The organism is Burkholderia sp. Bp9004 (assembly GCF_003858025.1).
Taxonomy (GTDB): Bacteria; Pseudomonadota; Gammaproteobacteria; order Burkholderiales; family Burkholderiaceae; genus Burkholderia; species Burkholderia diffusa.
The window spans coordinates 131,071-155,337 of sequence record NZ_QTQD01000013.1; the positions used below are offsets into that span (position 1 = coordinate 131,071).

Sequence of the window (24,267 nt, forward strand, 5' to 3'; positions counted from 1 at the left end):
CATGTCAACGACCCGTAACCCAACCGGCTGGCTCGCCGTTCGCCGCGAGCTGACGGCGCGCGGCAAATGGACGCTCGGGCTGGCGTCCTTTCTGCTGCCGTTCGCCGTCTGGTGCCTGATCAGCTATGTGCCGTTCGTCTGGCATCCGCAAATGCGCATCACGAATCCGGGAAGCGTCGACTATTTCCAGACCGGCATGCAGATCGACCGCGACGTGTTCGACGACGAGCTCGCGCATGCGCGTGCGACGCACGCGGCCGTGCCCGAGGGCGTGCGCGCGAACCCGGTATACCTGCCTGCGCCGCACCAGGTGCTGCGTGCGTTCTACACGGCGTTCACGACGCCGCCTGCATCGCGCGATGGCGTGTGGCTGCACGAGAGCCTCTGGCACAGCATCCGGATCATCTTCTGGGGCTTCGTGATCTCGTCCGCGATCGGCGTGCCGCTCGGCATCGTCTGCGGCACTTTCAGCGCGCTCGCGCGGCTGCAGGAGCCATTCCTGGAGTTCTTCCGCTATCTGCCTGCGCCCGCATTCGGCGCGCTGATGGTCGCGATCCTCGGCATTTACGACGCGCCGAAGGTCGCGATCATCGTGATCGGCACGCTGTTCCAGCAGGTGCTGATCATCGCGAACACGACGCGCAAGCTCGAATACGGGCTGTTCGAGGCCGCGATGACGCTCGGCACGAAGAAGCTCCAGCTGCTCACGCACGTCGTGATTCCGGGTGTGCTGCCGGATCTGTATCGCGACCAGCGGATCCTGCTCGGCTGGGCGTGGACCTACCTGATCGTGGCCGAACTCGTCGGCACGAGCTCGGGCATCACGTGGTACATCAGCCAGCAGGCGCGCTACCAGCATTTCGACAACGTATACGCGGCGATCCTGATGATCGGGATCATCGGCCTCGGCACCGACATCGCGCTCGGACTGCTCGGCCGCAAGCTGTTTCCATGGGACCGCACGCTGAGGGCGTGACGCCCGTCGACGCGCATCCATCGACCGATTTCCGTAGAGGGCATCATGCAGAATCCGCAAGCCGTTCCCGATTACCTGATTCAATCCGACGCGGTGCGCGAGCGCTTCGCGCGACTCAAAGCCCGCGACGTGATTCTCGACGTGCGGCATGTCGGCAAGCGTTTCGCGACGCCGCAGGGCGAGTGCGTCGCACTCGACGACATCAGCTTCCGTACCCACCGGCGCGAGTTCGTGTGCGTGATCGGTCCGTCCGGCTGCGGCAAGTCGACGCTGATTCGCATCCTGGCGGGGCTCGAGGCGCAGACGAGCGGCGAGGTGCTGCTGGACGGCAAGCCCGTGCGGGGGCCGGGCGCCGATCGCGGGATGGTATTCCAGGGCTATACGCTGTTTCCGTGGCTCACCGTGAAGAAGAACGTGATGTTCGGCCTCCGAATGAATGGCAGCAGCGGCGGCGAAGCCGAGCGCGAGGCGCTGCAGTGGCTCGACCTGGTCGGACTGACGCGTTTCGCCGACGTGTATCCGCATCAGTTGTCGGGTGGCATGAAGCAGCGCGTGGCGATCGCCCGCGCGCTCGCGAACCGTCCGCGCATCCTGCTGATGGACGAGCCGTTCGGCGCGCTCGACGCGCAGACGCGTGCGCGGATGCAGACACACCTGCTCGACATCTGGCGCAATATCGACGTGACGATCCTGTTCATCACGCACGATCTCGACGAGGCGATCTTCCTCGCGGACCGGATTCTCGTGCTCAAGGCGAACCCGGGCGGCGTGCAGGAACTGATCGAGGTGCCGGTGGCGCGGCCGCGGGACTATTCGCAGGTCAATACGCCCGAATTCATCGCGACGAAGGCGCGGCTCGAAGCACTGATCCATCCGAAGGAGGAGGCGGCGGACGATGAGGGGGTGAAGCCGCACATGATCCGGATGACGGACGTTTCGGACAATGTCGAGTAACGGGAGTGGTGATGGTTCGGATTTTTTATTAATCGTGTCTGGTGGCGTGCGGGGCGAAATAATGCGCGTTGCGCGCGCGATCATTTTTGTTTTGATTTGGTGTGGAATTCGGGATTCAATTCACATATTTGCGTATCAAGTGAATGAGGTTTTTTTAGGAAAGGGCGGTGTTAATAGAAATACTGCTGAAACGGTGGAGTGTTCCTCTTGGTCTGCGCGTCGCCAGCCTGGCGGCCGCGCTTGCCCCGTCCACTTTGCTTTATCGCGGACTGCATGAAGTATTGAGACAATTGATAATATTGTTTTATTAAATAACGGTCTCTATAAAATCAGGTGGGAGCTGTCAGCGTTTACAGGTTTATCGGATTGCTGATCGATGTAAATTTAAATCGCGTTGGCAAATTGAATTTTCAAGGTTTCATGCGATTCTTCATTCGATCGGCGATCGGAAGTCGTATGGAACGGTCCGCGCACCGGCAGCCCCATTTACCTGAACGGGAGTTTCTATGTCACGCGTTACCGATGTGCTCGTCTCGATCGATACCGAAACGATTCTCCAGAAATATCCGAACCCCAGCCGGGATCCGAAAACCCCGACGCTGATCGACTGGAAGCACGTGTACATGGTCACGAACCAGGACAACGTCGTTTCCGGCCAGGCGGGCGGCGAACTCGACCTGAAAGCCCAGGTGGGCGACCTGATCCGATGGCGCGAAACGAGCTTGTCCCTGGGCTTCGAGAAGCAGGTGGTCTTCTACGGCTTCATCGCCAACCAGGGCAAGGACCTGATTTCGACGCCGACGCCGCGCAAGGCCACCGCATCGATCCCGATTCCGAATCCGAGCTCACCGTCGACGCCGACCTGCCAGAAGGTGGACAACTACTACTGGTCGTCGGAAACGCTGTCGGAAGGCCGCGTCACCTACCACTTCTACTTCCAGATCATCGACCGCAACTGCCAGTCGCTGGGTTGCTATCAGTGGGATCCGTTCATCTCGATCCACAACTGATCTCGGCCGGCGGGCGGCCGCGTGGCGGTCGCCCGCGTCATATTCCCGTTCCGGAGGACGTGCCATGTCTGGTCTTCGTTGCGATGTGCTTGCGATCGTCGATGCCGTCACGCTGCTGTCGACCTATCCCGATGCGAGCCGGAACGCCGATATGCCGACCGTGATCGACGGCCGGCACATCTACGTGGTGAGCCCCGGCGACACCGGGCCGCTCGGTCGCAACGACAGCCGGCTCTTTGCCGGCCTGTCGCCGGGCGACCAGCTCCGCCTGCGCGAAACGGCGCTGGCGCTGCGTGCCGAAGCGAGCGTTCTGTTCATCCGGTTCGCGTTGAAGGATGCCGGCATCGTCGCGCCGATCGAACCGGAGGTGCGCGATGCCGCGACACCGGTGCCGTCCGACGACGACCTGCTCCATCCGCAGTGCCGGCCGATGCCGGACCACTACTGGCGCAGCGATGTGCTGGCCGCGGGCGCCACCACGTGTACGGCCGATTTCGCCGTACTGGACCGCGATGGTGCCGTGTCCGGCTATTTCCGCTGGGAGACGTCGATCGAGATCGCCGGAGGCGGGGCGGATTCTTAGCAGCCCGATTTCAGGCCGTCGTCGGGCCGCGACGGCAACGTCAACCTGGCGCCCGATACCGGTTTCCCGGCGATCTTCCGCGCGAATGCCGCGTTCAAGCAGGATGCCGAACCGTTTGGTTCGCGGGCCGCACGCGTTTCATGGACGGCCCGCCAGCGTTAGTTTCGCTCCTGTTCCAGCCAGCGTCGTTGCGATGCATAGAGATGCGTGCGCATGGCCGCCTGGGCCATCAGCACCTCGCCGTTTTCCAGCGCGTGAAGAATGGACTCGTGTTCGTCGAACGCCTTGGCCCATGTCTGCCTGCTTTCGGTGCGCGCGCTGACGCGCGACGAGATCGGACTGTGGCGTCCGTCGAACAGTTCGCCCACCAGCCTGACCAGCACCGAATTGCCGGTCATCGCTGCAATCGCGACGTGAAATTCGCGATCGTGCTGCAGCGGGGAACGGCCTTCCGCGATGGCGGACCGCATTGCATCGACCGCGCGGCGCACGGGCGCCAGCCGTTCGGGCGTCGCGTGTGCGCATGCGAGTTCGACGACGCTGCCTTCGAGTGCGGCGCGGGCGCTTGTCAGTTCGATCGGGTTTTCGCCCAGCGGTGTCGCCGCGGTATTCGACGCCTTCGCTGGAGGGCACACGAACACGCCGGAGCCCATCCGGACTTCGACGATGCCTTCGATTTCCAGCGCGATGAGCGCCTCTCGAACCGACGGGCGTGACACGCCCAGCTGCTGAGCCAGATCCCGCTCGGGCGGCAGGCGTTCTCCGTCGGCGAACCGCCCCGCATCGATGAGCGAACGAATCTGGTCGGCGATGCGCTGATACAGGCGGCGTGTATCCACCTGTTTGAACTGGTCCAGCAACGCTCCCCCTTGCCGCATACCGCGGATGTCTGTTCCGAAGCGATCAGTCTACTGCACTTTGAATGGCCTGACCAATTCAGACGAAGTCGATGGCGCCTTCCGATGTCGCAGGGAGCTGGATGGATAAATTGGCCTTACCAAGTTTTCAATCCAGTCGGTTCTTGCCGATTCCGCTTTGCGCCCAATGAAAAAGCGGCAAGGTGAGCGTATTCGAGCCACCCGATGCGCGCTTTGTCACCATGCCTTTTAGGGATTTCCCCAAATTCCCGGTGATTGGCTTGACCAATGGTGGCCAGACCAATAGCATGTGTTTGGTCAGGCCAATTTGGTGGTGCCGCGCGCCACATCGTCCTGTTTCACCCATTACAGAGATACCGATGAGAACCGTCATTTGTGAAGAACCCGGTCGTCTGGTCGTTGCCGAGCGCCCGGTGCCGGCCGTGGGCCCCGACGATGTCCTGATCCGCGTGAAGCGGGTTGGTGTATGCGGCACCGACATGCATATCTTCACCGGCAACCAGCCGTACCTCGCCTATCCCAGGGTGATGGGGCACGAGCTGGCCGGCGTCGTCGAGACGGCGCCGGCGGGCGCACGCGTCAAGGCCGGCGACCAGGTCTACGTGATGCCGTATCTGTCGTGCGGAACGTGTGTCGCGTGCCGTGCGGGCAAGACCAATTGCTGCACCCGGATCCAGGTGCTGGGCGTGCACGCCGACGGCGGCATGGTCGAATACCTCGCCGTTCCGCAGGCCTTCGTGTTCGCGGCCAACGGCGTCACGCTCGACCAGGCCGCGATGATCGAATTCCTCGCGATCGGCGCGCACGCGGTCGCGCGTGCCGAGGTCCGGGCCGGGCAACGCGTGCTGGTTGTCGGCGCGGGCCCGATCGGCATGGCCGCGCTGATCTTCGCCATGCTGCGCGGCGCGCAGGTCAGCGTGCTCGACGGCCGCGCGGACCGGCTGGCGGTCTGCGCGGCGGCGCTGGGCGCGCACGCCACCGTGCCGCTCGACACGAGCGGGGCCGGCGCCGATGTCGAGCGCCTCGCGGCGCTCACCGACGGCGAATTCTTCGATGTCGTGTTCGACGCCACCGGCAATCTCGTCGCAATGGAGCGCGGCCTGGACTTCGTCGCGCACGGCGGGAAGTACGTGCTGATCTCGCTCGTGAAGGGCCGCATTTCGTTCTCCGACCCGGAATTCCACAAGCGCGAGACGACGCTGCTCGCGAGCCGCAACGCGACGCCGGCCGATTTCGAAACCGTGCTCGACGCAATGCGTGCGGGGCGGGTGCCGACCGACGCGCTGAAGACGCACGCGCTGACGCTCGCGGACTTGCCCGACCGGTTCGCGGAACTCCTCGAACCGGACGCCGGCGTGATCAAGGCACTCGTCGAATGCTGAACGCGGAGCGCGAACCGATGGGCAACCCGATCCTGCAGTTCGGCACCAGCCGCTTCCTCCAGGCGCACGTCGACCTGTTCGTGTCGGAAGCGCTGGCAGCCAGCCGCGCACTCGGTGCGATCACCGTGGTGCAGACGACGTCGAGCGCGGAAAGCCGTGCCCGCATCGATGCGTTGCGCGCGACCGGGCGCTACCCGGTGCGGATTCGCGGCCGGCGGCACGGCGAGACGATCGATCGCGAGGTCGACTGCACGGCGATCACGGAAGCGTTGCATGCGGCGGACGACTGGGCGCGGTTGCGCGAGCGCGTCGCATGCGAGGTCCGGGCCATCGTGTCCAACACCGGCGACAGCGGCTATGCACCGTTCGACGACGACGGGGCCGATCTGCTTGCCGGCCACCGCGCGCCGCGCGGTTTCGCGGCGAAGCTCGCGGTGCTGCTGCACGAGCGTTTCCGCGCGGGCGGGGCACCCGTCACGCTGCTGCCGTGCGAGCTCGTCGCGCGCAACGGCGACACGCTGCGCGACCTGGTGGTTGCCGTCGCGCGGGGCTGGCGCGCGGACGCGGCTTTCGTCGATTACCTGATCGACGGCTGCGTGTGGGTCAACTCGCTCGTCGACCGGATCGTGTCGGAGCCGATTCACCCGGTCGGCGCGATCGCCGAACCGTATGCGTTGTGGGCGGTGCGGCGCACGGCGGGGATGACGCTGCCGTGCGAGCACCCTGACATCGTCGTGACCGACGATCTCGAACGCTACGAGCGCCTGAAGCTACTGCTGCTCAATCTCGGGCATACGGTACTCGCCGAACAATGGCGCACGCGCGGCGGCTCGCCTGACATGACGGTGGGCGCGGCGATGGGCGATCCCGCGTACCGCGCACCGCTCGAGGCGGTATGGAGCGAAGAGGTGATGCCGGTGTTCGATGCGCTCGGCGAGCGCGACGCGGCGCTGGCCTACCTCGATGACGTGCGCGAACGCTTCCTGAACCCGTTCCTCGCGCATCGGCTGGCCGATATCGCGGGCAATCACGACATGAAGAAGACACGGCGCTTGCGCCCGGTGGTCGAGATGGCGCGCATGCTGAAGCTATCGGTCGCGCAGCCGTACCTGATCGCGGCGCTCGGGTGAGCGGGCGTCCGGGCCGGCATCCAGCGAAGTGAAATCAAATGAAATGGAATGGAGACACGCAACGATGACGACACGCATTATCGATGTGCTGGTACGTGACATTCGCTTTCCAACGTCCAGGAGCATGGACGGCTCGGATGCAATGAACGGCAACTCCGACTATTCGGCAACCTACGTGACGCTCGTCACCGATGCCGGTGACGGCCTTAGCGGGCACGGGCTCACGTTTACGATCGGCCGCGGCAACGACCTGTGTGTCGACGCGGCGCACGCGCTCGCGAAGCTGTTCGTGATCGGCCGGTCGCTCGACGAGATCACGGCCGATTTCGGCGCGTACTGGCACGAAATGGTCGCGGGCGACTGCCAGTTGCGCTGGGTCGGCCCGGAGAAGGGCGTGGTGCATCTCGCGACGGCCGCGCTGATCAACGCGATCTGGGATCTCTGGGCGAAAACGGCGCGCAAGCCGGTCTGGAAATTCCTGGTCGACATGCCGCCCGAACAACTCGTGAACTGCATCGACTTCACGTACATCGACGACGTGCTGACGCGCGACGAGGCCGTCGCGTTGCTGCGCCGGGCCGCACCCGGCAAGGTGCAGCGCGAGCGGGAGATGCGCGAGCACGGCTTTCCCGGCTACACGACCGCTGCCGGCTGGCTCGGTTATTCGGAGGAGAAGATGCGTGCGCTCGCACGCGCCGCCGTGGCCGACGGATGGACCCACCTGAAGCAGAAGGTCGGCGCGGATCTCGAGCAGGACGTGCGGCGTGCGCGCATCCTGCGCGAAGAACTCGGTTGGGAGCGCAAGCTGATGATGGATGCGAACCAGAACTGGGGCGTCGACGAGGCGATCGCGAACATGCGGGTGCTCGCGCGGTTCGATCCGTGGTGGATCGAGGAGCCCACCAGCCCGGACGACATTCTTGGTCATGCGGCGATCCGGCAGCGGATCGGGCCGATCGGTGTCGCGACCGGCGAGCATGCGCACAACCGCGTGATGTTCAAGCAGTTCTTCCAGGCCGGCGCGCTCGATTTCTGCCAGCTCGATCCCGCGCGGCTCGGCGGGCTCAACGAAGTGCTCGCCGTCGTGCTGATGGCGGCGAAGTTCGGCGTGCCGGTGTGCCCGCACGGCGGCGGCGTTGGCCTGTGCCAGTACTCGCAGAACATCGTGATGTTCGACTATATCGCGGTGTCGGGCTCGCTGGAGCGGCGTGTGCTCGAATACGTCGACCATCTTCACGAGCATTTCGAGGCGCCGATCGTGATTCGCCGCGGGCGCTACATGCCTCAGGAGGCGCCTGGTTACGGCGTCACGATGAAGCCGGCTTCGCTCGATGCATTCGCGTACCCGGACGGGCCCGAATGGCGAGCGTAGTCGAACGGGCATCACGACAAGAACCATATCGGAGACAACGATGAACCACGATTCGCAGCAATCGCAGCACCTTGCCAGGGCGGTCAGGAAGGCCGCCGTCCGGCTCTTGCCGTTCCTCACGCTGATGTACGCGCTCGCCTTCATCGATCGCGCGAACGTCGGCTTCGCGAAGCTCGCCTATCAGGCCGACACGGGCTTGAGCGATGCGGCATTCGCATTCGGCGCCGGCATTTTCTTCATCGGTTATGCATTGTTCGAGGTGCCGAGCAATCTCATCATGAATCGCATCGGCGCGCGCGTGTGGATGAGCCGGATCATGGTGACGTGGGGCTTCGTCTCGGCGTCGATGATGTTCGCGCATACGCCGACGCAGTTCTATACGATCCGCTTCCTGCTCGGCGCGGCGGAGGCCGGGTTCTTTCCCGGCATCATCCTGTACCTGACCTACTGGTTTCCTGCGAAGGGGCGCGCCCGCGCGCTCGGACTGTTCTACTTCGGCGTGCCCGTCGCGATGCTGATCGGCAATCCGCTGTCGGGCTTCCTGCTGCAGATGCATGACATGTTCGGTCTGCGGAACTGGCAATGGATGTATCTGGTCGAGGGGCTGATGGCGACCGTGGTTGGCGTGATCGCGTTCTTCTACCTGACGAGCCGGCCGAAAGACGCGCGCTGGCTGACCGACGACGAGAAGCGCGCATTGTGCGACACGCTCGACGCGGAAGAGCGCGCGAAATCGCGGCACCTGTCCGCGGCCGTATTCGGCGTGCTGAAGGACCGTCGCGTGCTGACCTTCATTGCCGCGTACTTCTGTATCCAGATCGGCAATGCGCCGCTCGCGTTCTACCTGCCGTCGAAATTCGCCGCGACGATGGGCACCCAGATCGATGGAAAGATCGGGTTGCTGCTGATGATTCCGTGGCTGTGCACGATTGCGGCGATGATCGTCGCGACGCGATTCGCGGATCGCCACGACAACCATCTGCAGGTCGCGACCGGCATGCTGACGGTCGGGATTCTCGCATTCGCATCGATATCCGTGATCAACACGCCGGTGCTGGCGCTGCTCGCCTTCTGCATCGCGATCCCCGGGCTGGTTGCGTGCCAGCCGGTGTTCTGGTGCCTGCCGACACGTTATCTCGGCGGGACGGGCGCGGCGAGCGGCATTGCGTTCATCGTGTCGATCGGCAATCTCGGCGGCTTCGTGTCGCCGCAGATCAAGGCGTTCGCGGACGCGGCGTCGCACGATTCGCGCACGGGCTTCGTGGTGGTTGCGGCGTTGTGCTTCGTCAGCGTGCTGCTGCTGCGCTCGCTGCGCGGCATGGGGCACGCGGGCGCGGAAAGCGGGACGGGCGGCGTGCAGGCCGGTTCGCATCGCTGAAGCGTTCGCCGGCGCCGCAAGGCGGCCTGCCGGCGCGGAACCACCCATCTTGAATCCAGGATTACCGTCATGTCTTTTTTCCCTACCGGGCCGGTTGCGATCCGACTCCATCCGAACGACGATGTCGTGATCGCGACGCGCCAGCTCGTGTCCGGCGACCTGATCGCGTCCGAGGCGCTCGCCGTGTCCGGCCTGATTCCGCCGGGCCACAAGGTGGCCGTGCGCGACATCGCGAAGGGCGAGCCGGTCAGGCGCTACAACCAGATCATCGGCGTCGCGCGCGAGACGATCGCGCGCGGTCAGCATGTGCACGTGCACAATCTCGGCATGGCCGAGTTTGCGCGCGAGCACGCGTTCGGCGCTGCCGCGAGTCCGACGCGTCTCGACGACACACCGGCGACCTTCCTGGGTATTCGTCGTGACGACGGACGGATCGCGACGCGCAACTACATCGGCATACTGACTAGCGTCAATTGCTCCGCCACGGTGGCGCGTGCGATCGCCGATCATTTTCGGCGAGAGGTGAACCCGCGGGCGCTGGCCGACTATCCGGACATCGACGGCGTGATCGCGCTCACGCACGGGCTCGGCTGCGGGATCGATTCGCGGGGAGACGGAATCGCGATCCTTCGGCGCACGCTGGCGGGCTACGCCGCGCATCCGAATTTCCACTCGGTGCTGTTCATCGGTCTCGGTTGCGAGACCAACCAGATCGGCGACGTGCTGCGCGAAGGCGGGCATGCGGATGCCGCGCGCCTGCACCACTTCACGATCCAGGAGAGCGGCGGCACGCGCAGGACGATCGAGCGCGGCATCGCGATGGTCACGGACATGCTCGCGGACGCGAACCGTGCGGTGCGGGTCGCGATGCCGGCGGCGCATCTCGTGGTGGGGCTGCAGTGCGGCGGCTCGGACGGCTACTCGGGCATCTCGGCGAATCCCGCGCTGGGGGCGGCCGTCGACCGGCTGGTACGGCAGGGCGGCACGGCGATCCTTTCCGAGACGCCCGAAATCTACGGCGCCGAGCATCTGCTCACCCGGCGTGCCGTCAGCCGCGACGTCGGCGAAAAGCTGCTCGCGCGCATCGCGTGGTGGGAAGCCTATTGCGCACGTCACGGCGCCGCGCTGGACAACAATCCGTCGGCCGGCAACAAGGCGGGCGGGCTCACGACGATCCTCGAGAAATCGCTCGGCGCGATCGCGAAGGCCGGAACCACGAATCTCGTCGACGTATACGAATATGCGCAGCGTATCGATGCGCGTGGCCTCGTTTTCATGGATTCGCCCGGCTACGACCCGATGTCGGCGACGGGGCAAGTCGCGTCGGGCGCGAACCTGATTTGCTTCACGACGGGGCGGGGTTCGGCTTACGGCTGTGCGCCGGCGCCGTCGTTGAAACTTGCAACGAATACCGCGCTGTGGGTGCGTCAGGAAGACGACATCGATATCGATTGCGGCGGGGTGATCGACGGTACGTCGAGTGTCGACCAGCTCGGCGCCGCGATCTTCCAGCACATGCTCGACTGCGCGTCCGGCAATCGCTCGAAAAGCGAGCTGCACGGTTACGGCCAGAACGAATTCGTGCCCTGGCAGGTTGGCGTGATCACCTGATCGCGTTTTGCTCGTTGCGGTGTGGCCCGGATGACGGTGTCGCGCGCGCTGCGAGAACTGACGGCCGAACGCGTGCTGACCCTCACCCTGTCGGCACATACGATCACGCTCGCGGCCCTGATTCCCGGCAGGGAGTGGCGCATAATGTTTTAAGGTCGACCCTTGGCTGGAAGAGGGTTTTATGCGCTGCACAATATGCGGGTCCGAGAATCCTCCCGGTGCGAGGTTCTGCCAGGAATGCCAGGCCGTGCTGTCCCGCACGTGTCCGCAATGCGGGCATGAGGCGGCGCCGGCGGCCCGCTTCTGCAGCCATTGCGGAACGTCGCTGACACCGCCCGCCGCGCCGTCGTTTTCCCGACCGTCGGGCCGCGAACCGCCACCCACCCCGATTCATTACACACCAGATCATCTTGCCGAGCGCATCCGTGCCGAACACGCGGCCATGGAAGCGCGCGGCGAGCCCGCCGGCGAGCGCAAGACCGTTACCGCGCTGTTCGCCGACATGGCCGGGTCGACCGCGCTGATTCACGATCTCGATCCCGAAGTGGCGCATCGCCTGATCGTCCCCGTGGTCGAGCTGATGATGGAAGCGGTCCACTACTACGAGGGATACGTCGCGAAATCGCTCGGCGACGGCATCCTCGCGTTGTTCGGCGCACCGATCGCCCACGAAGACCATGCGCAGCGCGCGCTGTTCGCCGCATTGCGCATGCAGCAGGCGATGCGGCAGCATGGCGACCGCATTCGTCTGCAGGAAGGCATTCCTCTGCAGATTCGCGTCGGCGTTCATACGGGCGAAGTCGTCGTCCGTTCCATCCGCACCGTCGACCTGCACACCGAATACGATCCGCTCGGGCATACGATCCACATCGCGTCGCGGATCGAGGGCATCGCCACGCCCACGTCGATTCTCGTCAGCGAGTCCACCCATAAGCTCGCTGAAGGCTATTTCGAGTTCAAGGCGCTGGGCGCGACACAACTCAAGGGCATTCCCGCGCCGCTGTGCGTATACGAGGTGCTTGGCCTGGGCGCATTGCGCACGCGCCTGCAACTGGCAGCCCATCGCGGTCTCGCGCGGTTCGTCGGTCGTGAGACGGAAATGGAGCATCTGAACCGTGCGCTGGAGGCCATGAGGTCGGGGCACGGGCGCATCGTCGGCGTCGTGGGGGAGGCAGGCGTCGGGAAGTCTCGTCTGTTCCACGAGTTCAAGGAGCGCTCGCGACGTGGCGCGCTGGTGCTGGAGACGTTCTCGGTCTCGCACGGCAAGGCGTTTCCCAATTTACCGCTCATCGAACTCCTGAAGAACTATTTCCAGATCACGACGCAGGACGACGAGCGGCGCTGCCGGGAGAAGGTCATCGGCAAGGCGCTCGCGCTCGAGCGCAGTTTCGAGGACCTCGTGCCCTACGTCCTCTATCTGCTTGGAATCGGCGACGGCGGGTCGGTACTCGTCGACATGGATCCGCAGATCCGGCGCGACCGCACCTTCGACGCGATCAGGCAGCTTCTCGTGCGAGAGAGCTGGAATCAGCCGGTCCATTTGCTGTTCGAGGATCTGCAATGGCTCGACCGCGAAACGGAAGCGTTTCTCACCTACCTGGTCGACCACGTGCCCGACGCACGCATCCTGCTTCTCGTGAACTACCGGCCCGAATATCAGCCCGCATGGGCCGGCGCGGATCATTGCAGCAGGATCCGGCTCGAACCGCTTGGCCCGTCCGATGCGCAAGGACTGCTCGCGGTGCTGCTCGGCGAGGATCGCACGCTCGTGCCGCTCAAGCAGCTCATTCTGGAGAAGACGGAGGGCAACCCGTTCTTCATGGAGGAAGTGGTCCAGACGCTCGTGGAAGAGCAATCGCTGCTCGGCGATGCCGGGCGTTATCACATCGTCGAGACCCCGACGACGCTGCACATTCCCACCACCGTGCAGGGCGTGCTGGCCGCGCGTATCGACCGGCTTCCCATCGAGGAAAAGGAGCTGCTGCAGGCGCTCGCGGTGATTGGCCACGAATTCCCGTTCAGTCTGATCCGGCAAATTTGCGGTGAGGCGCCGGCGCGCGACGACGAACTGCGTCGTCTGCTCGCCCACCTGGAAGAAGCGGAGTTCATCTTCGAGCGCCCGGCCTTTCCCGAAGTCAATTACTCGTTCAAGCACGCGCTGACCCAGGAAGTGGCCGGACGCTCGTTGCTTACGGAGCGGCGCACCACGCTGCACGAGCGCACCGCGCAGGCGATCGAGATGCTGTTCCCGACACGCATCGCCGATTACTGCAGCGAACTTGCGCACCACTACGGTCAGAGCGGAAACATTCCCAAGGCAGTCGAATATCTGCATCGCGCGGCACAGCAGGCGCTGCGCCATGCCGCCCATCACGATGCGATGAATCACCTTGGGGCGGCGCTTGCGTTGCTGAAGGGCTTACCGGACACGCCCATGCGTGCGCATTGGGAACTGACGGTGCTGCTTTCCCTCGGGCCCGTCCTGATGGACGTGCGCGGGTATGGCGCGACTGAGGTTGGCACGACTTATACGCGCGCGCTCGAATTGTGCGAGCGCACGGGCGAGGCATCGCAGCGCTTTGCGACGCAGTTGGGATTGCGGATGTACCACCTGGTGCGCGGCGAGTACGCTCTCGCGACCGATCTCGGCAAGCAGATGCTCGTAACCGCAAGGAATGCGAATGATCCGGGTCTCCTCGTCGAGGCGCACAGTGCATTGGGCTCGTGCTTTTTCCTGCAGGGCGATTTCGGCACGGCTCGCACACACCTGGAACAGGCCCTTGCGATCTACGATCCGGAGCAGCATCAGGCGCACGTCTTCGCACACGGAGTGGATCCCGGTATCCGGGCGCTCAGTTTCCTGGTGCTGACCTTGTGGATTCAGGGGTATCCCGACCAGGCGCTCAAGCGCAGCGTTGAGGCACTTGCGCTCGCACGGCATCTTTCTTATGGGCCGTCTCTGGCGTTCAGTCTGACCTACACGGCGCACTTGCATCAACTGAGGCGGGAGCCGATGCTTGCCGCCGAGCGCGCGGAAGCGGTCATTGCCGTATCGACCGAGCACGGATTGCCGTACTGGCTCGCGTGGGGGACGCTTCTGCGAGGCTGGGCGATGAGCGTGCAAGGAGACATCCAGGGCGGCATCGCGCAGATGCGGCTGGGCCTCGACGCGCAGCGGGCAGCGGGCGGCGAAGATCAGCGGCCTTATGGTCTTGCGTTGCTCGCCGACAGTTACTGGCGCGCGGGTGACGAGCGGGCCGCCCTGAACATGCTGGAAGAGGCGACGACGATCGTCGAGCACTCCGGCGAGCATTGCTACGAGGCCGAGCTGTACCGGCTCACGGGAATCTATCTGGCCAGCGCGGCGAGCAAGGCGGGGGCTGCCGCCACACGCGATGACGAAGCGGTCGACTGTTTTCATCGGGCGATCGCGCGCGCGCGCCGGCAGGGTGCCAGAGCGCTGGAATTGCGAGCAGCATCGGACCTCGCTCGGCTACTGCAACGACAGGGGAAGATTGTCGAGGCAAGGCAGGCGCTGTCCGAGGTGTACGCCTGGTTCACGGAAGGATTCGACACGTGCGATCTGCGAGAGGCGAAAGCGCTGCTGGATGCCTTGGACGGGCGCGCAGAATGAATGGGCCTGCGACGCACGACGACGTATCGCGTGACGACGTACCGTCCATGACCGGCCGTTGTTCCGTATAGCGAAGAACTGGGGAGACGGACATGACGATTACGCACACACGACGCCGCAACGATCTGCCGCGCAAACAGATCGCGCTGGCCTTGCAGGGGGGCGGGATGCACGGCGCCTTCACCTGGGGCGTGCTTGACCGGCTGCTCGAAGACGGCAGGCTCGAAATAGAGGGTGTCAGTGCAACCAGTGCCGGCGCGATGAACGCCACCGTGTTCGCGTACGGGCTGCAACAAGGCGGCGAAGACGGCGCGCGTCAGGCACTGCACGACTTCTGGCAGGCGGTCGCGCGATCGGCGGAGCACTACAACCCGCTGCGCTGGGTGCCGTGGCTGAAGGGTACGCACAGCTTCGGGCTCGATCATTCGCCGCTCTATGCGTTTGCCGACATGATGCTGCGCGTCTTTTCGCCGTATCAGTTCAATCCGAACAACCTGAATCCGCTGCGCGAAGTGCTCGAAAGCCACGTCGATTTCGACGCACTGCGCAAGCACTGTCCGATCCGGTTGTACCTGTGCGCCACCAACGTCGAGACGGGGAAGATACGCATCTTCACGGGCGAGGACGTCAGTGCGGACGCGGTGCTGGCCTCGGCATGCGTGCCGACACTGTTCCAGGCGGTCTCGATCGATGGCGAATATTTCTGGGACGGCGGCTACATGGGCAATCCGGCCATCTATCCGCTCATCTACAATTGCGCGACGCGCGACGTCGTGATCGTGCACATCAATCCGCTCGTGCGACGCGGCGTGCCGATCACGGCGGCGGAAATCCTCAATCGCATCAGCGAGATCAGTTTCAATTCGTCGCTGATGCGCGAGATGCGGGCGATCGCGTTCGTCACCGACCTGATCCAGCAGGGCACGATCGATCGCGGCGAGATGAAGGAAATGCTGATCCATTCGATTCGCGCCGACGACGCCATGTGCGCGTTGAGCGTATCGAGCAAGTACAACGCGGATTGGGCATTTCTCAGCGAACTGCATGACCACGGTCGGCGCGAAGCCGACGCATGGCTTGCGCATCACTACGGAAACATCGGGCAGCGGTCGAGTATCGACATCCGCAGGGAGTTTCTCTGAACGCATCGCGGTAATGTCGGCATGGGGCGATCATGCGCAGACGCCCCGGGCCAAGGAGCGAACGTGAGCCGGATGCAGGAGCGATTCGTCGCGTTGTGGTCGTGCAGCGGCGGGACAGATGCCGAGGGTGTCTATCGGATGCTGGCGCGATGCTATGCGGAGCCGGCGCGCCATTACCACACGCTCGTCCACGTGCGGCGATGCTTGCGCCAGTTCGACCTGGCACGCGAGTCGATTCCCGAACCGGACGCCGTCGAACTCGCGCTCTGGTTCCATGACGTGATCTTCGTGCCCGGCGCGAAGGACAACGAGCAGAACAGCGCGGACTGGTTCCGGCGTCGGGCGGACGAGCGAATCCGCGCCTGCGACCACATTTGCGCGATGATTCTCGCGACGACCCACTCGGGTATTGCCGCAGGACTGGATGCCCGTTTCGTCTGCGACATCGACCTGGCCGTGCTCGGCGCTTCCCGCAGCCGGTTTCGCGAAGACGGCCGGCGTCTGCGGGCGGAGCGTCCCGATCTTGACGACCGGGCCTACGACCTTCATGAGCGAACCATTCTGCGCGCGCTGCTCGTGCGTCCGCGCATCTATCTGACGGACTTCTTCTACACGCGTTGCGAGATGCAGGCGCGCAGGAATTTGAGTTGGCGGCTCGGCTTGCCGGTTTCTGAATCGGCATGACGAACGGCTGCGCCGGCGTGATGATCGATCGAAGCGGTGCTCGGGCCCGGGCGATTGCCGTCTGAAATTTTGGGGGCCGGAATGAAACGTCGCGCCGGTGTTGCCTCTGCGCACGCTCGCTACCCAAACTTAAACGAAATGTGACCCCTTCCCGCTGCAAAATTTTGCACAATGGCGGCAGCGCGGCGTTGCTGCCGCGATTCGCCCTCGCTGGCCGGTCTTTCGGCCCTGGGCAGACCAGAACCGTCTTTCGACTTCCGGAACCACTACGACGTGCCGCCGCCGACCGCCATGGACCACCCCAAACGCATCCTGATCGTCGAGGACGATGCCGACATCGCCGACGTGCTGAGCCTGCACCTGCGCGACGAGCGCTACGAAGTGGTTCACAGCGCGGACGGCACGGAAGGGCTGCGCCTGCTCGAACAGGGCAACTGGGACGCACTGATCCTCGACCTGATGCTGCCCGGCGTCGACGGCCTGGAAATCTGCCGACGCGCGCGCGCGATGGCGCGCTACACGCCGATCATCATCACGAGCGCACGCTCGAGTGAGGTGCACCGAATCCTCGGCCTCGAACTCGGCGCCGACGACTACCTCGCGAAGCCGTTCTCGGTGCTCGAACTCGTCGCGCGGGTCAAGGCGTTGCTGCGGCGCGTCGACGCGCTCGCGCGCGATTCGCGGATCGACGCGGGCACGCTCGACGTGGCCGGGCTGTCGGTCGACCCGATCGCGCGCGAAGCTGCCGTCAATGGCGCGCGCATCGACCTCACGCCGCGCGAGTTCGACCTGCTGTATTTCTTCGCGCGGCATCCGGGCAAGGTGTTCTCGCGGATGGACCTGCTCAATGCCGTGTGGGGCTACCAGCACGAAGGCTATGAACACACGGTGAACACCCACATCAACCGGTTGCGCGCGAAGATCGAGGCCGATCCGGCCGAACCCGTGCGCATCCTCACCGTGTGGGGACGCGGCTACAAGCTCGCCGCGCCGGATCAGCGGGACACGTGATGAAGCTGACCCTCACCCAGCGGCTGTCGCTCGTGTTCTCGGTCCTGCTGCTCGCGTGCTCGGGGGCGTCGGCATGGCTGCAGATCCGCGCGAACGACATGCGCGAGAAGGAAGTCGTGCAGGGCCTGTCGCGCGATCTCGCCGCGCATATCGCGAGTAGCACGCCGCTGATGGACGCGAACGGGCTGCGCCCGGACGCCGTGCGCTCGTTGTTCGGCCAGCTGATGGGCGTGAATCCGAGCGTCGAGGTGTACCTGCTCGACAACGCGGGGCACATCCAGGGCGACGACGCGCCGCCCGGCCACGTGAAGCGCGACCGCGTCGATCTGGCGCCGGTGCAGCGCTTCATCGCGGGCGATCCGCTGCCGATCCTCGGCGACGATCCGCGCAGCCCCGACGCGCGCAAGGTGTTCAGCGCCGCGCCGCTGCAGCGTGCGGGACAGCCGCCGTCCGGCTACATCTACGTGGTGCTGCTCGGCGAAGCGCACGACCGGCTGGCCGCGCGCGTCGACGCCGGCAACGTGCTGCGCACGACGCTGTGGTCGATGGCGGTTGTCGCGCTGCTCGGCCTGCTCGCGGGCCTGACCGCCTTCAGTTTCATCACGAGCCCGCTGCGCCGGCTGACCGATGCGATGCGCCGCTTCGACGCGAACGCCGCGCCCGACACGCAGCCGCCGGTGCCACGTTCGCCGCCCGGGCGGCGCGGCGACGACATCGCGGTGCTCGAATCCGCGTTCGCGCAGATGGCCGACCGGATCGGCGACCAGTGGCGCGCGCTGACGCGTCAGGACCAGCAGCGGCGCGAACTGATCACGAACATCTCGCACGACCTGCGCACGCCGCTGACGTCGCTGCACGGTTATCTCGAAACGCTGTCGCTGAAGTCCGACGCGCTCGCGGAGTCCGAGCGCCGCCGCTACCTGTCGATCGCGCTCGCGCAGAGCACGAAGGTCGGCCGCCTCGCGCAGGCGCTGTTCGAGCTCGCGCGGCTCGAATCGGGCGGCGTGCAGGCCGAGCGCGAGCCGTTTTCGCTCGTCGATCTCGTGCAGGACGTATTCGAGAAGTTCGAACTCGCCGCGCAGTCGCGCGGCGTCACGCTGCATGCGCGCATCCCGCCGCGCGTGCCGGTCGTGTCGGCCGATCTCGGGATGATCGAGCGCGTGCTGACCAACCTGCTCGACAACGCATTGCGGCACACGCCGCAGCATGGCGAAGTCGAAGTGGCGCTGACGCCGCAGGAAGACCGCGTGGTGGTGACCGTGTCGGATACCGGCGAAGGGATTCCGCCGGCGCGGCGCGAAGGGCTGTTCCAGCGGCCGCAACGGCCGATGAGCGGCGGTGCGGCGACGAGCGGCGGGCTCGGGCTGCTGATCGTGCACCGGATGCTCGCGCTCAACGGCAGCGGGATCCGGCTCGTCGACCGGGAGGGGCGTGGCGCGGTGTTCGAGTTCGCGCTGGCGGTCGCGCAGCCGGCGGCCGGAGAGGCGCGCTGAAACCGACCGGCGCCGTCGTCGCGATTTCCGCCGATCTGCATGCGTGGAATGCCGGACGGCCGACGCTGGCCCATCGGCCGTCCAACGCAGTTGGCGCCGCGTGCGGCGTGGCAGGAGGCGCTACGTATCGATGCCCGGGCCGGTCTGGCCGATCGTGCAGACGCGTTTGAACCACGCGACTTGCGACCGGCCGAACGCGAGATTTGCGCGAACGATGGCCGACGGATGCCGATGTGATGGATACGGCAGGTTCACTTGTTGTTCGGGGCCGCGCCCGCTCGTGCGTAGCGTCTACGCGCCGCGCTTGCGCCGCACGTCGCTCGGCGTCGTGCCGGTCCAGCGCTTGAACGCGTGGCGGAATCCCACCGCGTCGCTGAAGCCGAGCGTCAGCGCGATGTCCTCGGTGCTGAGCGTGGTGGTGCTCAGGTAGTCGATCGCGAGCGCCTTGCGCACGCTCGTCAGCAACTCGCTGTACGACGTGCCTTCGGCGTCGAGCTTGCGGCGCAATGTGCGCGACGTCATGCACAGCGTGTCGGCGATCGCGTCGATGTCCGGAAACTGCCCGGGCGTGCGCGTGAGTTCATGGTAGACGCGCCGCGTGACGCCCGCCTGGCTGCGCAATTCGTCGAGCAGGCGCGCGCAGTGCGACGACACCTGCGCGGCGGTGATCGGATTCGCGAGCTGCGGCGCGCGCGTGAGCCACGCGGCCGGGTAGCTCAACACATGGTGCGGCTGGTCGAACGCGATCGGGCATTCGAGCGCATCGGACAGCAGCGCCGCATGCGGCGGTCGCGGCTGCGCGAACTGCGCGCGGGCCGGCACGCACCACGCGCCCATCACGTCCTTGATGATCGTCACGTGCAGCGCGAATTGCATGTCGATCAGGAAGCGGTAGAGGGGCAGGTCCGGCTCGGGCAGTGCGGTTTCATGCGGATCCGGGAACAGCCACGACGCGGTGTCGCCCTGTTCGACCCACCGGATCGCGAGCATCCCGTTCGCGAGCTGGTGATATTTGACTGCCGAATCGAACGCATGCGCGAGCGATTCCGAACACAGCATCGCGTAGCCGTACATTCCGTAGCTCGACGCATGCAGCCGGCGGCCGACGCGCACGCCGAGATCGGTGCCGTCATAGCGGCCGATCGCGTTGCGCGCGGCGGTCAGGAACTGCAGTTGCGATGTGAGCGTGAACGGGTCGGTGACGGCGTCCGGCGACAGGCCGGTGCCGTCGAGCACGGCGGTCGGGTCGAGGCCGAGTTCCTGGGCGACACCGACCAGCACGGCCAGCTTGGCCGGCGAGAAGCGCTTCTCGCGCAACGCGTGGGCGAGCGGGGCGTCCGGCAGCGGGGCAGCGCCGGCGGCCGTCGGGGTCAAGAGCGCACTGCGCGGCATGGCTGGTTCTGCGTCCGATTCGATACCGTTCCGGGTTCGCGATTTTGCGCCGGAACGCGCGGGCGCGCCATAGGGTTCACCCTGATGCACATGGCCTTGCACGGCCCGACAACGGCAAACCGACGCGCGAGCGCTAGCCGTGGCTGGCGGTGCGCCGCGCGTCCGCGTGTCCGTTTCGATCATCTTTTCGACCGCCCGGATCATTTTCAAAGCACCGTTGGCGGGCGATAGTCGTCGGTCAGGCGACGGCCCATGCGCATCCGGTGCGCGGGCCGCCGTGCGAACGGCGCTGCCTGGCGCCGTCCCCCGAGGAGCAGGACATGACGAAGAGACACTGGATCGGCTCGTACGGCTCGATCCCCGCCGAGATCGATGCCGATCGCCATCCTTCCGTAACCGCGCTGCTGGACGAAGCGATGCGCCGCTTTGCCGATCGCCCCGCGTTCCGTGCATTCGGCCGCACGCTGACCTACGCCGACGTCGACCGCCTGTCCGCCGCGCTCGCCGCATACCTGCAGCAGGTCGTGGGCGTGCGCAAGGGCGACCGCGTGGCCGTGATGCTGCCCAACGTGCTCGCGTTTCCGGTGACGTTCGTCGCGCTCGCGCGGATCGGCGCGATCCAGGTCAACGTGAACCCGTTCTACACCGCGCACGAGCTCGAACACCAGCTGAACGACGCGGGCGTCGAGGTGGCCGTGGTGTGCGGCGGATCGATGGGCACGTTCGCCGACGTGGTCGGCAAGACGCGCATGCGAACCGTGCTGAGCGTCGGGCGCGGCGATCTCGGCGTCGTCGATGCGCCGGCCGGCGCGTGCGACGCGCTGCCGCCCGGCTCGATCCCGCTCGCGGACGCGATCGCCGCCGGCGAATCGCTCGCCTTCGAGCCGGTCGCGCTCGGCAGCGCCGATCTGCTGCTGCTGCAGTACACGGGCGGCACGACCGGGCTGTCGAAGGGTGCCGCGCTGTCGCACCGCAACCTCGTCGCGAACATCGAGCAGTTCGCGGCGATCGTGCCTGCCGCGCGTCAGCCGGGCGAGGAGGTCGTCGTCACGGCGATCCCGCTGTATCACATCTTCGCGCTGACCGTGAACTTCCTGTCCTACTTCGCGATCGGCGCGGAGAACTGGCTCGTCGCGAACCCGCGCGACATGGACGGCTTCATCGACGTGCTGAAGGCGGCGCGGCCGTCGGTGTTCGTCGGCGTCAACACGCTGTATGCGGGGCTCGCGGGCCATCCGCGGCTGAAGGAGGTCGACTGGTCGCGGCTGAAGCTGTCGGCCGGCGGCGGCGCGGCGGTGATCGACGTGATCTCCGCGCGCTGGAAGGCGGTGACGGGCAACTTCATCCGCGAAGGGTATGGGCTGTCGGAAACGTCGCCGGTGGTCACGTTCAACCCGCAGTCGATCGACGCGTTCACCGGCACGACGGGCCTGCCGCTGCCGTCGACCGACGTGAAGCTGCTCGACGACCAGGATCGCGAGGTGGCGATCGGCGAAGCGGGCGAGATCTGCGTGCAGGGGCCGCAGGTGATGGGCGGCTACTGGCAGAAGCCGGAAGCGAACGCGGCCGCGTTCACCGCGGACGGCTACTTCCGCACCGGCGACATCGGCGTGTTCGACGCGGCCGGCTTCCTGAAGATCGTCGACCGCAAGAAGGACATGATCATCGTGTCCGGCTTCAACGTGTACCCGAACGAGGTGGAAGCCGCGGCCACGTCGCTGGCGGGCGTGGCCGAATGTGCATGCATCGGCGTGCCGGACGAGCGCACGGGCGAGGCCGTCAAGCTGTTCGTGGTGCTTGCGCCGGATGCGGCCGTCACCGAAGCGGAGATCGTCGCGCATTGCCGCGCGAACCTCGCGGCCTACAAGGTGCCGAAGCTGATCCGCCTGGTCGATCGGCTGCCGAAGTCGACGGTCGGCAAGATCCTGCGCCGGGAACTCAGCCGCGCCGACTGATGGCGCCGAAGCGCCGCGCGCCCGTCGGCGCGCGGGCCGGCACGCCGAAAGCCCCGAAGGCCCCGAAGGCCCGGTCCGGGCCGCTCAAGTACAATGCGAGCGGTTCGACCGACGGGGACGCGATGACCGGTTCAGACTCACCTTCCGCCCGGCCCGGGCAGGCGCTACCGTCGCCGAGCGCGACGGTGCCGATCTCGCTCGTCAACGGTTTTCTGGCGAGCGCCGGCGCGCGCCGCGACGTGGTCGAGCGCTACCTGCGCGGGGCCGGCATCCCGCTCGAGCTGCTCGGCGAGCCGCATGCGCGCGTGACGGAAGAGCAGTTCTCGACGCTGTACCGCACGCTCGCGATCGACCTCGACGACGAGATGCCCGGCATCTTCTCGCGCCCGCTGCGCGGCGGCACGCTGAAGTACCTGTGCCTGAGCCTGCTCGATGCGCGCAACCTCGAAACGGCGCTGCATCGTTTCGGCCAGTTCTTCCATATCCTGCTCGACGACTTCTTCGTCGAATCGAAGCGCGACGGCCTCGTCGCGCAGGTGCTGCTGCGGCCGAACCCGGCCGTCGGCCCGATCGGCGCTCTCGGCCAGGAATTGATGCTCAAGCTCGTGCACGGCGTGTGTTCCTGGCTGATCGGGCAGAAGATCCCGCTGCTGAAGATCGAGTTCGCGTGCCCGCGGCCGCGCCATGCGGTCGAGCACCTGTACTTCTTCACCGGTTCCGTGCAGTTCGACTGCGAACGCACGCTGATGCGCTTCAGCGCCGACTACCTCGACGCGCCGATCCGGCAAAGCAAGCGCAACCTGCGCAAGTTCCTCGCGCGCGCGCCCGGCGACTGGATCTTCGAATCGTTCAGCGAACAGCTCGTGTGCCATCGCGTGCGGCAATACCTGTCGGCGGCGCTGCCCGACCTGCCGGTGATCGACCAGGCGGCCGAGCATCTGCATTGTTCGGTGCGCACGCTGAGCCGCCACCTGGCCTCGGAAGGCACGACGTTCCAGGCGCTCAAGGATGAACTGCGGCGCGACATCGCGATCCAGCGGCTCACCGATACGCTCGACACGATCGCCGCGATCGGCGCTGATATCGGCTTCGACGATCCGAGCGCGTTCCATCGCGCGTTCCGCCACTGGACGGGCAGCACGCCGGGGACTTACCGGCGGCGCACGTAGTGCGGTTTTTTCGAACCCGATTTCAATCCCGCTCCCATAACCGGCATCCTTCGCGCGCTCCCATGGACGGCTCCCCGTCGTCACGTGTCATCATGTGTGCGGCATGCAGTTGCGTTTTGCGTATCGGGAATGGCGCATTGCGAAGATCGTCCACATTGCGTCGTTCGCCGTCACGAGCGAGCGGCGTCGCGTCGCGCTCGACGAATTCGACGGACAGGGCGAGCGCGTGAGGATGGCAAGGGCATCGCGAATGCCGTAGCTGTAATGCGTCCATGCCCCGGCGTTGATCAGCACCGCATCCTGCCGTTCCTCGAAAGCGCGATGAATGCGCTCGCACATCGCGCCTTCGCCGTTCGTCTGGAACGATTCCACCTGTACACCCAGTTCCTCCGCCAGCCCTTGCAGCCGTGCATCGATCTGCGCGAGCGTGATCGTCCCGTACTGTGCGGGGTCGCGCTTGCCGAACATGTTGTGATTGATGCCGTGCAGCATCAGGATCTTCTTCATGCGAAT

20 protein-coding genes are annotated in these 24,267 nt (G+C 65.7%); 16 read left to right on the forward strand and 4 right to left on the reverse strand.

Translation table 11 applies throughout. The features are described 5' to 3' along the window. The first annotated feature begins 1 nt into the window (after position 1). The 4 genes from DIE08_RS16685 to DIE08_RS16700 all read left to right on the forward strand — a co-directional run bounded on the left by DIE08_RS16685 (position 2) and on the right by DIE08_RS16700 (position 3,523). Entirely contained in the window at positions 2-976 is a 975-nt protein-coding gene (locus DIE08_RS16685; protein WP_124902564.1) for an ABC transporter permease, read from the forward strand. Positions 977-1,021: 45 nt separating this feature from the next. Then, entirely contained in the window at positions 1,022-1,930 is a 909-nt protein-coding gene (locus DIE08_RS16690; protein ID WP_124902565.1) for an ABC transporter ATP-binding protein, read from the forward strand. A 506-nt stretch (positions 1,931-2,436) separates the two neighbouring features. Then, complete coding sequence (locus tag DIE08_RS16695; RefSeq protein WP_124627176.1) at positions 2,437-2,940, forward strand: inclusion body family protein; 504 nt, start codon at positions 2,437-2,439, stop codon at positions 2,938-2,940. A gap of 64 nt (positions 2,941-3,004) precedes the next feature. Continuing rightward, entirely contained in the window at positions 3,005-3,523 is a 519-nt protein-coding gene (locus DIE08_RS16700) for an AidA/PixA family protein (RefSeq protein ID WP_124627174.1), read from the forward strand. Positions 3,524-3,681: 158 nt separating this feature from the next. Here DIE08_RS16700 and DIE08_RS16705 read toward each other — a convergent pair whose 3' ends face one another. Together DIE08_RS16705 and DIE08_RS16710 are read right to left on the reverse strand one after the other, a co-directional pair. Beyond that, positions 3,682-4,383: a FadR/GntR family transcriptional regulator gene (locus tag DIE08_RS16705; protein ID WP_226117223.1), complete on the reverse strand. Its 702-nt coding sequence runs from the start codon at positions 4,381-4,383 to the stop codon at positions 3,682-3,684. Positions 4,384-4,528: 145 nt separating this feature from the next. Continuing rightward, on the reverse strand, positions 4,529-4,774 hold the full coding sequence (locus tag DIE08_RS16710; protein WP_124902566.1) for a hypothetical protein: 246 nt from the start codon (positions 4,772-4,774) through the stop codon (positions 4,529-4,531). Between DIE08_RS16710 and DIE08_RS16715 the strand changes: the two genes are divergently transcribed. From DIE08_RS16715 to DIE08_RS16760, 10 genes are all read left to right on the forward strand, one after another. Next, the gene (locus DIE08_RS16715; protein ID WP_124902567.1) at positions 4,761-5,783 is read left to right on the forward strand and encodes a zinc-binding alcohol dehydrogenase family protein; all 1,023 of its coding nucleotides are present in this window, start codon (positions 4,761-4,763) and stop codon (positions 5,781-5,783) included. The two genes, DIE08_RS16710 and DIE08_RS16715, sit on opposite strands and share 14 nt — an antisense overlap. A 17-nt stretch (positions 5,784-5,800) precedes the next feature. Beyond that, a complete protein-coding gene (locus DIE08_RS16720) occupies positions 5,801-6,913 on the forward strand; it encodes a mannitol dehydrogenase family protein (protein ID WP_124902568.1) in 1,113 nt (370 codons plus the stop codon). A gap of 64 nt (positions 6,914-6,977) precedes the next feature. Then, positions 6,978-8,285, forward strand: a complete 1,308-nt coding sequence (locus DIE08_RS16725; RefSeq protein ID WP_124902569.1) for an enolase C-terminal domain-like protein — start codon at positions 6,978-6,980, stop codon at positions 8,283-8,285. A 40-nt stretch (positions 8,286-8,325) separates the two neighbouring features. Further along, positions 8,326-9,663 carry an MFS transporter gene (locus tag DIE08_RS16730; RefSeq protein WP_124902570.1) on the forward strand — a complete coding sequence of 446 codons (1,338 nt, stop codon included), beginning with the start codon at positions 8,326-8,328 and terminating at the stop codon, positions 9,661-9,663. A 69-nt stretch (positions 9,664-9,732) separates the two neighbouring features. Continuing rightward, entirely contained in the window at positions 9,733-11,274 is a 1,542-nt protein-coding gene (locus DIE08_RS16735) for a UxaA family hydrolase (RefSeq protein ID WP_124902571.1), read from the forward strand. A gap of 181 nt (positions 11,275-11,455) precedes the next feature. Then, positions 11,456-14,908: an adenylate/guanylate cyclase domain-containing protein gene (locus DIE08_RS16740; protein ID WP_124902572.1), complete on the forward strand. Its 3,453-nt coding sequence runs from the start codon at positions 11,456-11,458 to the stop codon at positions 14,906-14,908. 92 nt (positions 14,909-15,000) lie between these two features. Further along, the gene (locus tag DIE08_RS16745; protein ID WP_124902573.1) at positions 15,001-16,050 is read left to right on the forward strand and encodes a patatin-like phospholipase family protein; all 1,050 of its coding nucleotides are present in this window, start codon (positions 15,001-15,003) and stop codon (positions 16,048-16,050) included. A 138-nt stretch (positions 16,051-16,188) separates the two neighbouring features. Next, entirely contained in the window at positions 16,189-16,734 is a 546-nt protein-coding gene (locus tag DIE08_RS16750; protein WP_185715871.1) for a hypothetical protein, read from the forward strand. Between the two features lie 291 nt (positions 16,735-17,025). Then, positions 17,026-17,745: a response regulator transcription factor gene (locus DIE08_RS16755; RefSeq protein WP_124902575.1), complete on the forward strand. Its 720-nt coding sequence runs from the start codon at positions 17,026-17,028 to the stop codon at positions 17,743-17,745. Further along, a complete protein-coding gene (locus DIE08_RS16760; RefSeq protein WP_124902576.1) occupies positions 17,745-19,238 on the forward strand; it encodes a HAMP domain-containing sensor histidine kinase in 1,494 nt (497 codons plus the stop codon). The genes DIE08_RS16755 and DIE08_RS16760 overlap by 1 nt, the downstream gene beginning before the upstream one ends. A gap of 291 nt (positions 19,239-19,529) precedes the next feature. Here DIE08_RS16760 and DIE08_RS16770 read toward each other — a convergent pair whose 3' ends face one another. Further along, positions 19,530-20,630 (reverse strand): AraC family transcriptional regulator, encoded by a 1,101-nt coding sequence (locus tag DIE08_RS16770; protein WP_124902577.1) that lies wholly within the window; start codon positions 20,628-20,630, stop codon positions 19,530-19,532. Positions 20,631-20,950: 320 nt separating this feature from the next. Between DIE08_RS16770 and DIE08_RS16775 the strand changes: the two genes are divergently transcribed. Beyond that, positions 20,951-22,585 carry an AMP-binding protein gene (locus DIE08_RS16775; RefSeq protein WP_124902578.1) on the forward strand — a complete coding sequence of 545 codons (1,635 nt, stop codon included), beginning with the start codon at positions 20,951-20,953 and terminating at the stop codon, positions 22,583-22,585. Continuing rightward, positions 22,585-23,754, forward strand: coding sequence for an AraC family transcriptional regulator (locus DIE08_RS16780; RefSeq protein ID WP_124627147.1), 1,170 nt, complete (start codon positions 22,585-22,587; stop codon positions 23,752-23,754). Before DIE08_RS16775 ends, DIE08_RS16780 begins: the two co-directional genes overlap by 1 nt. A 90-nt stretch (positions 23,755-23,844) precedes the next feature. Here DIE08_RS16780 and DIE08_RS16785 read toward each other — a convergent pair whose 3' ends face one another. Beyond that, positions 23,845-24,261: a type II 3-dehydroquinate dehydratase gene (locus DIE08_RS16785; RefSeq protein WP_260436534.1), complete on the reverse strand. Its 417-nt coding sequence runs from the start codon at positions 24,259-24,261 to the stop codon at positions 23,845-23,847. Between the last annotated feature and the right edge of the window lie 6 nt (positions 24,262-24,267).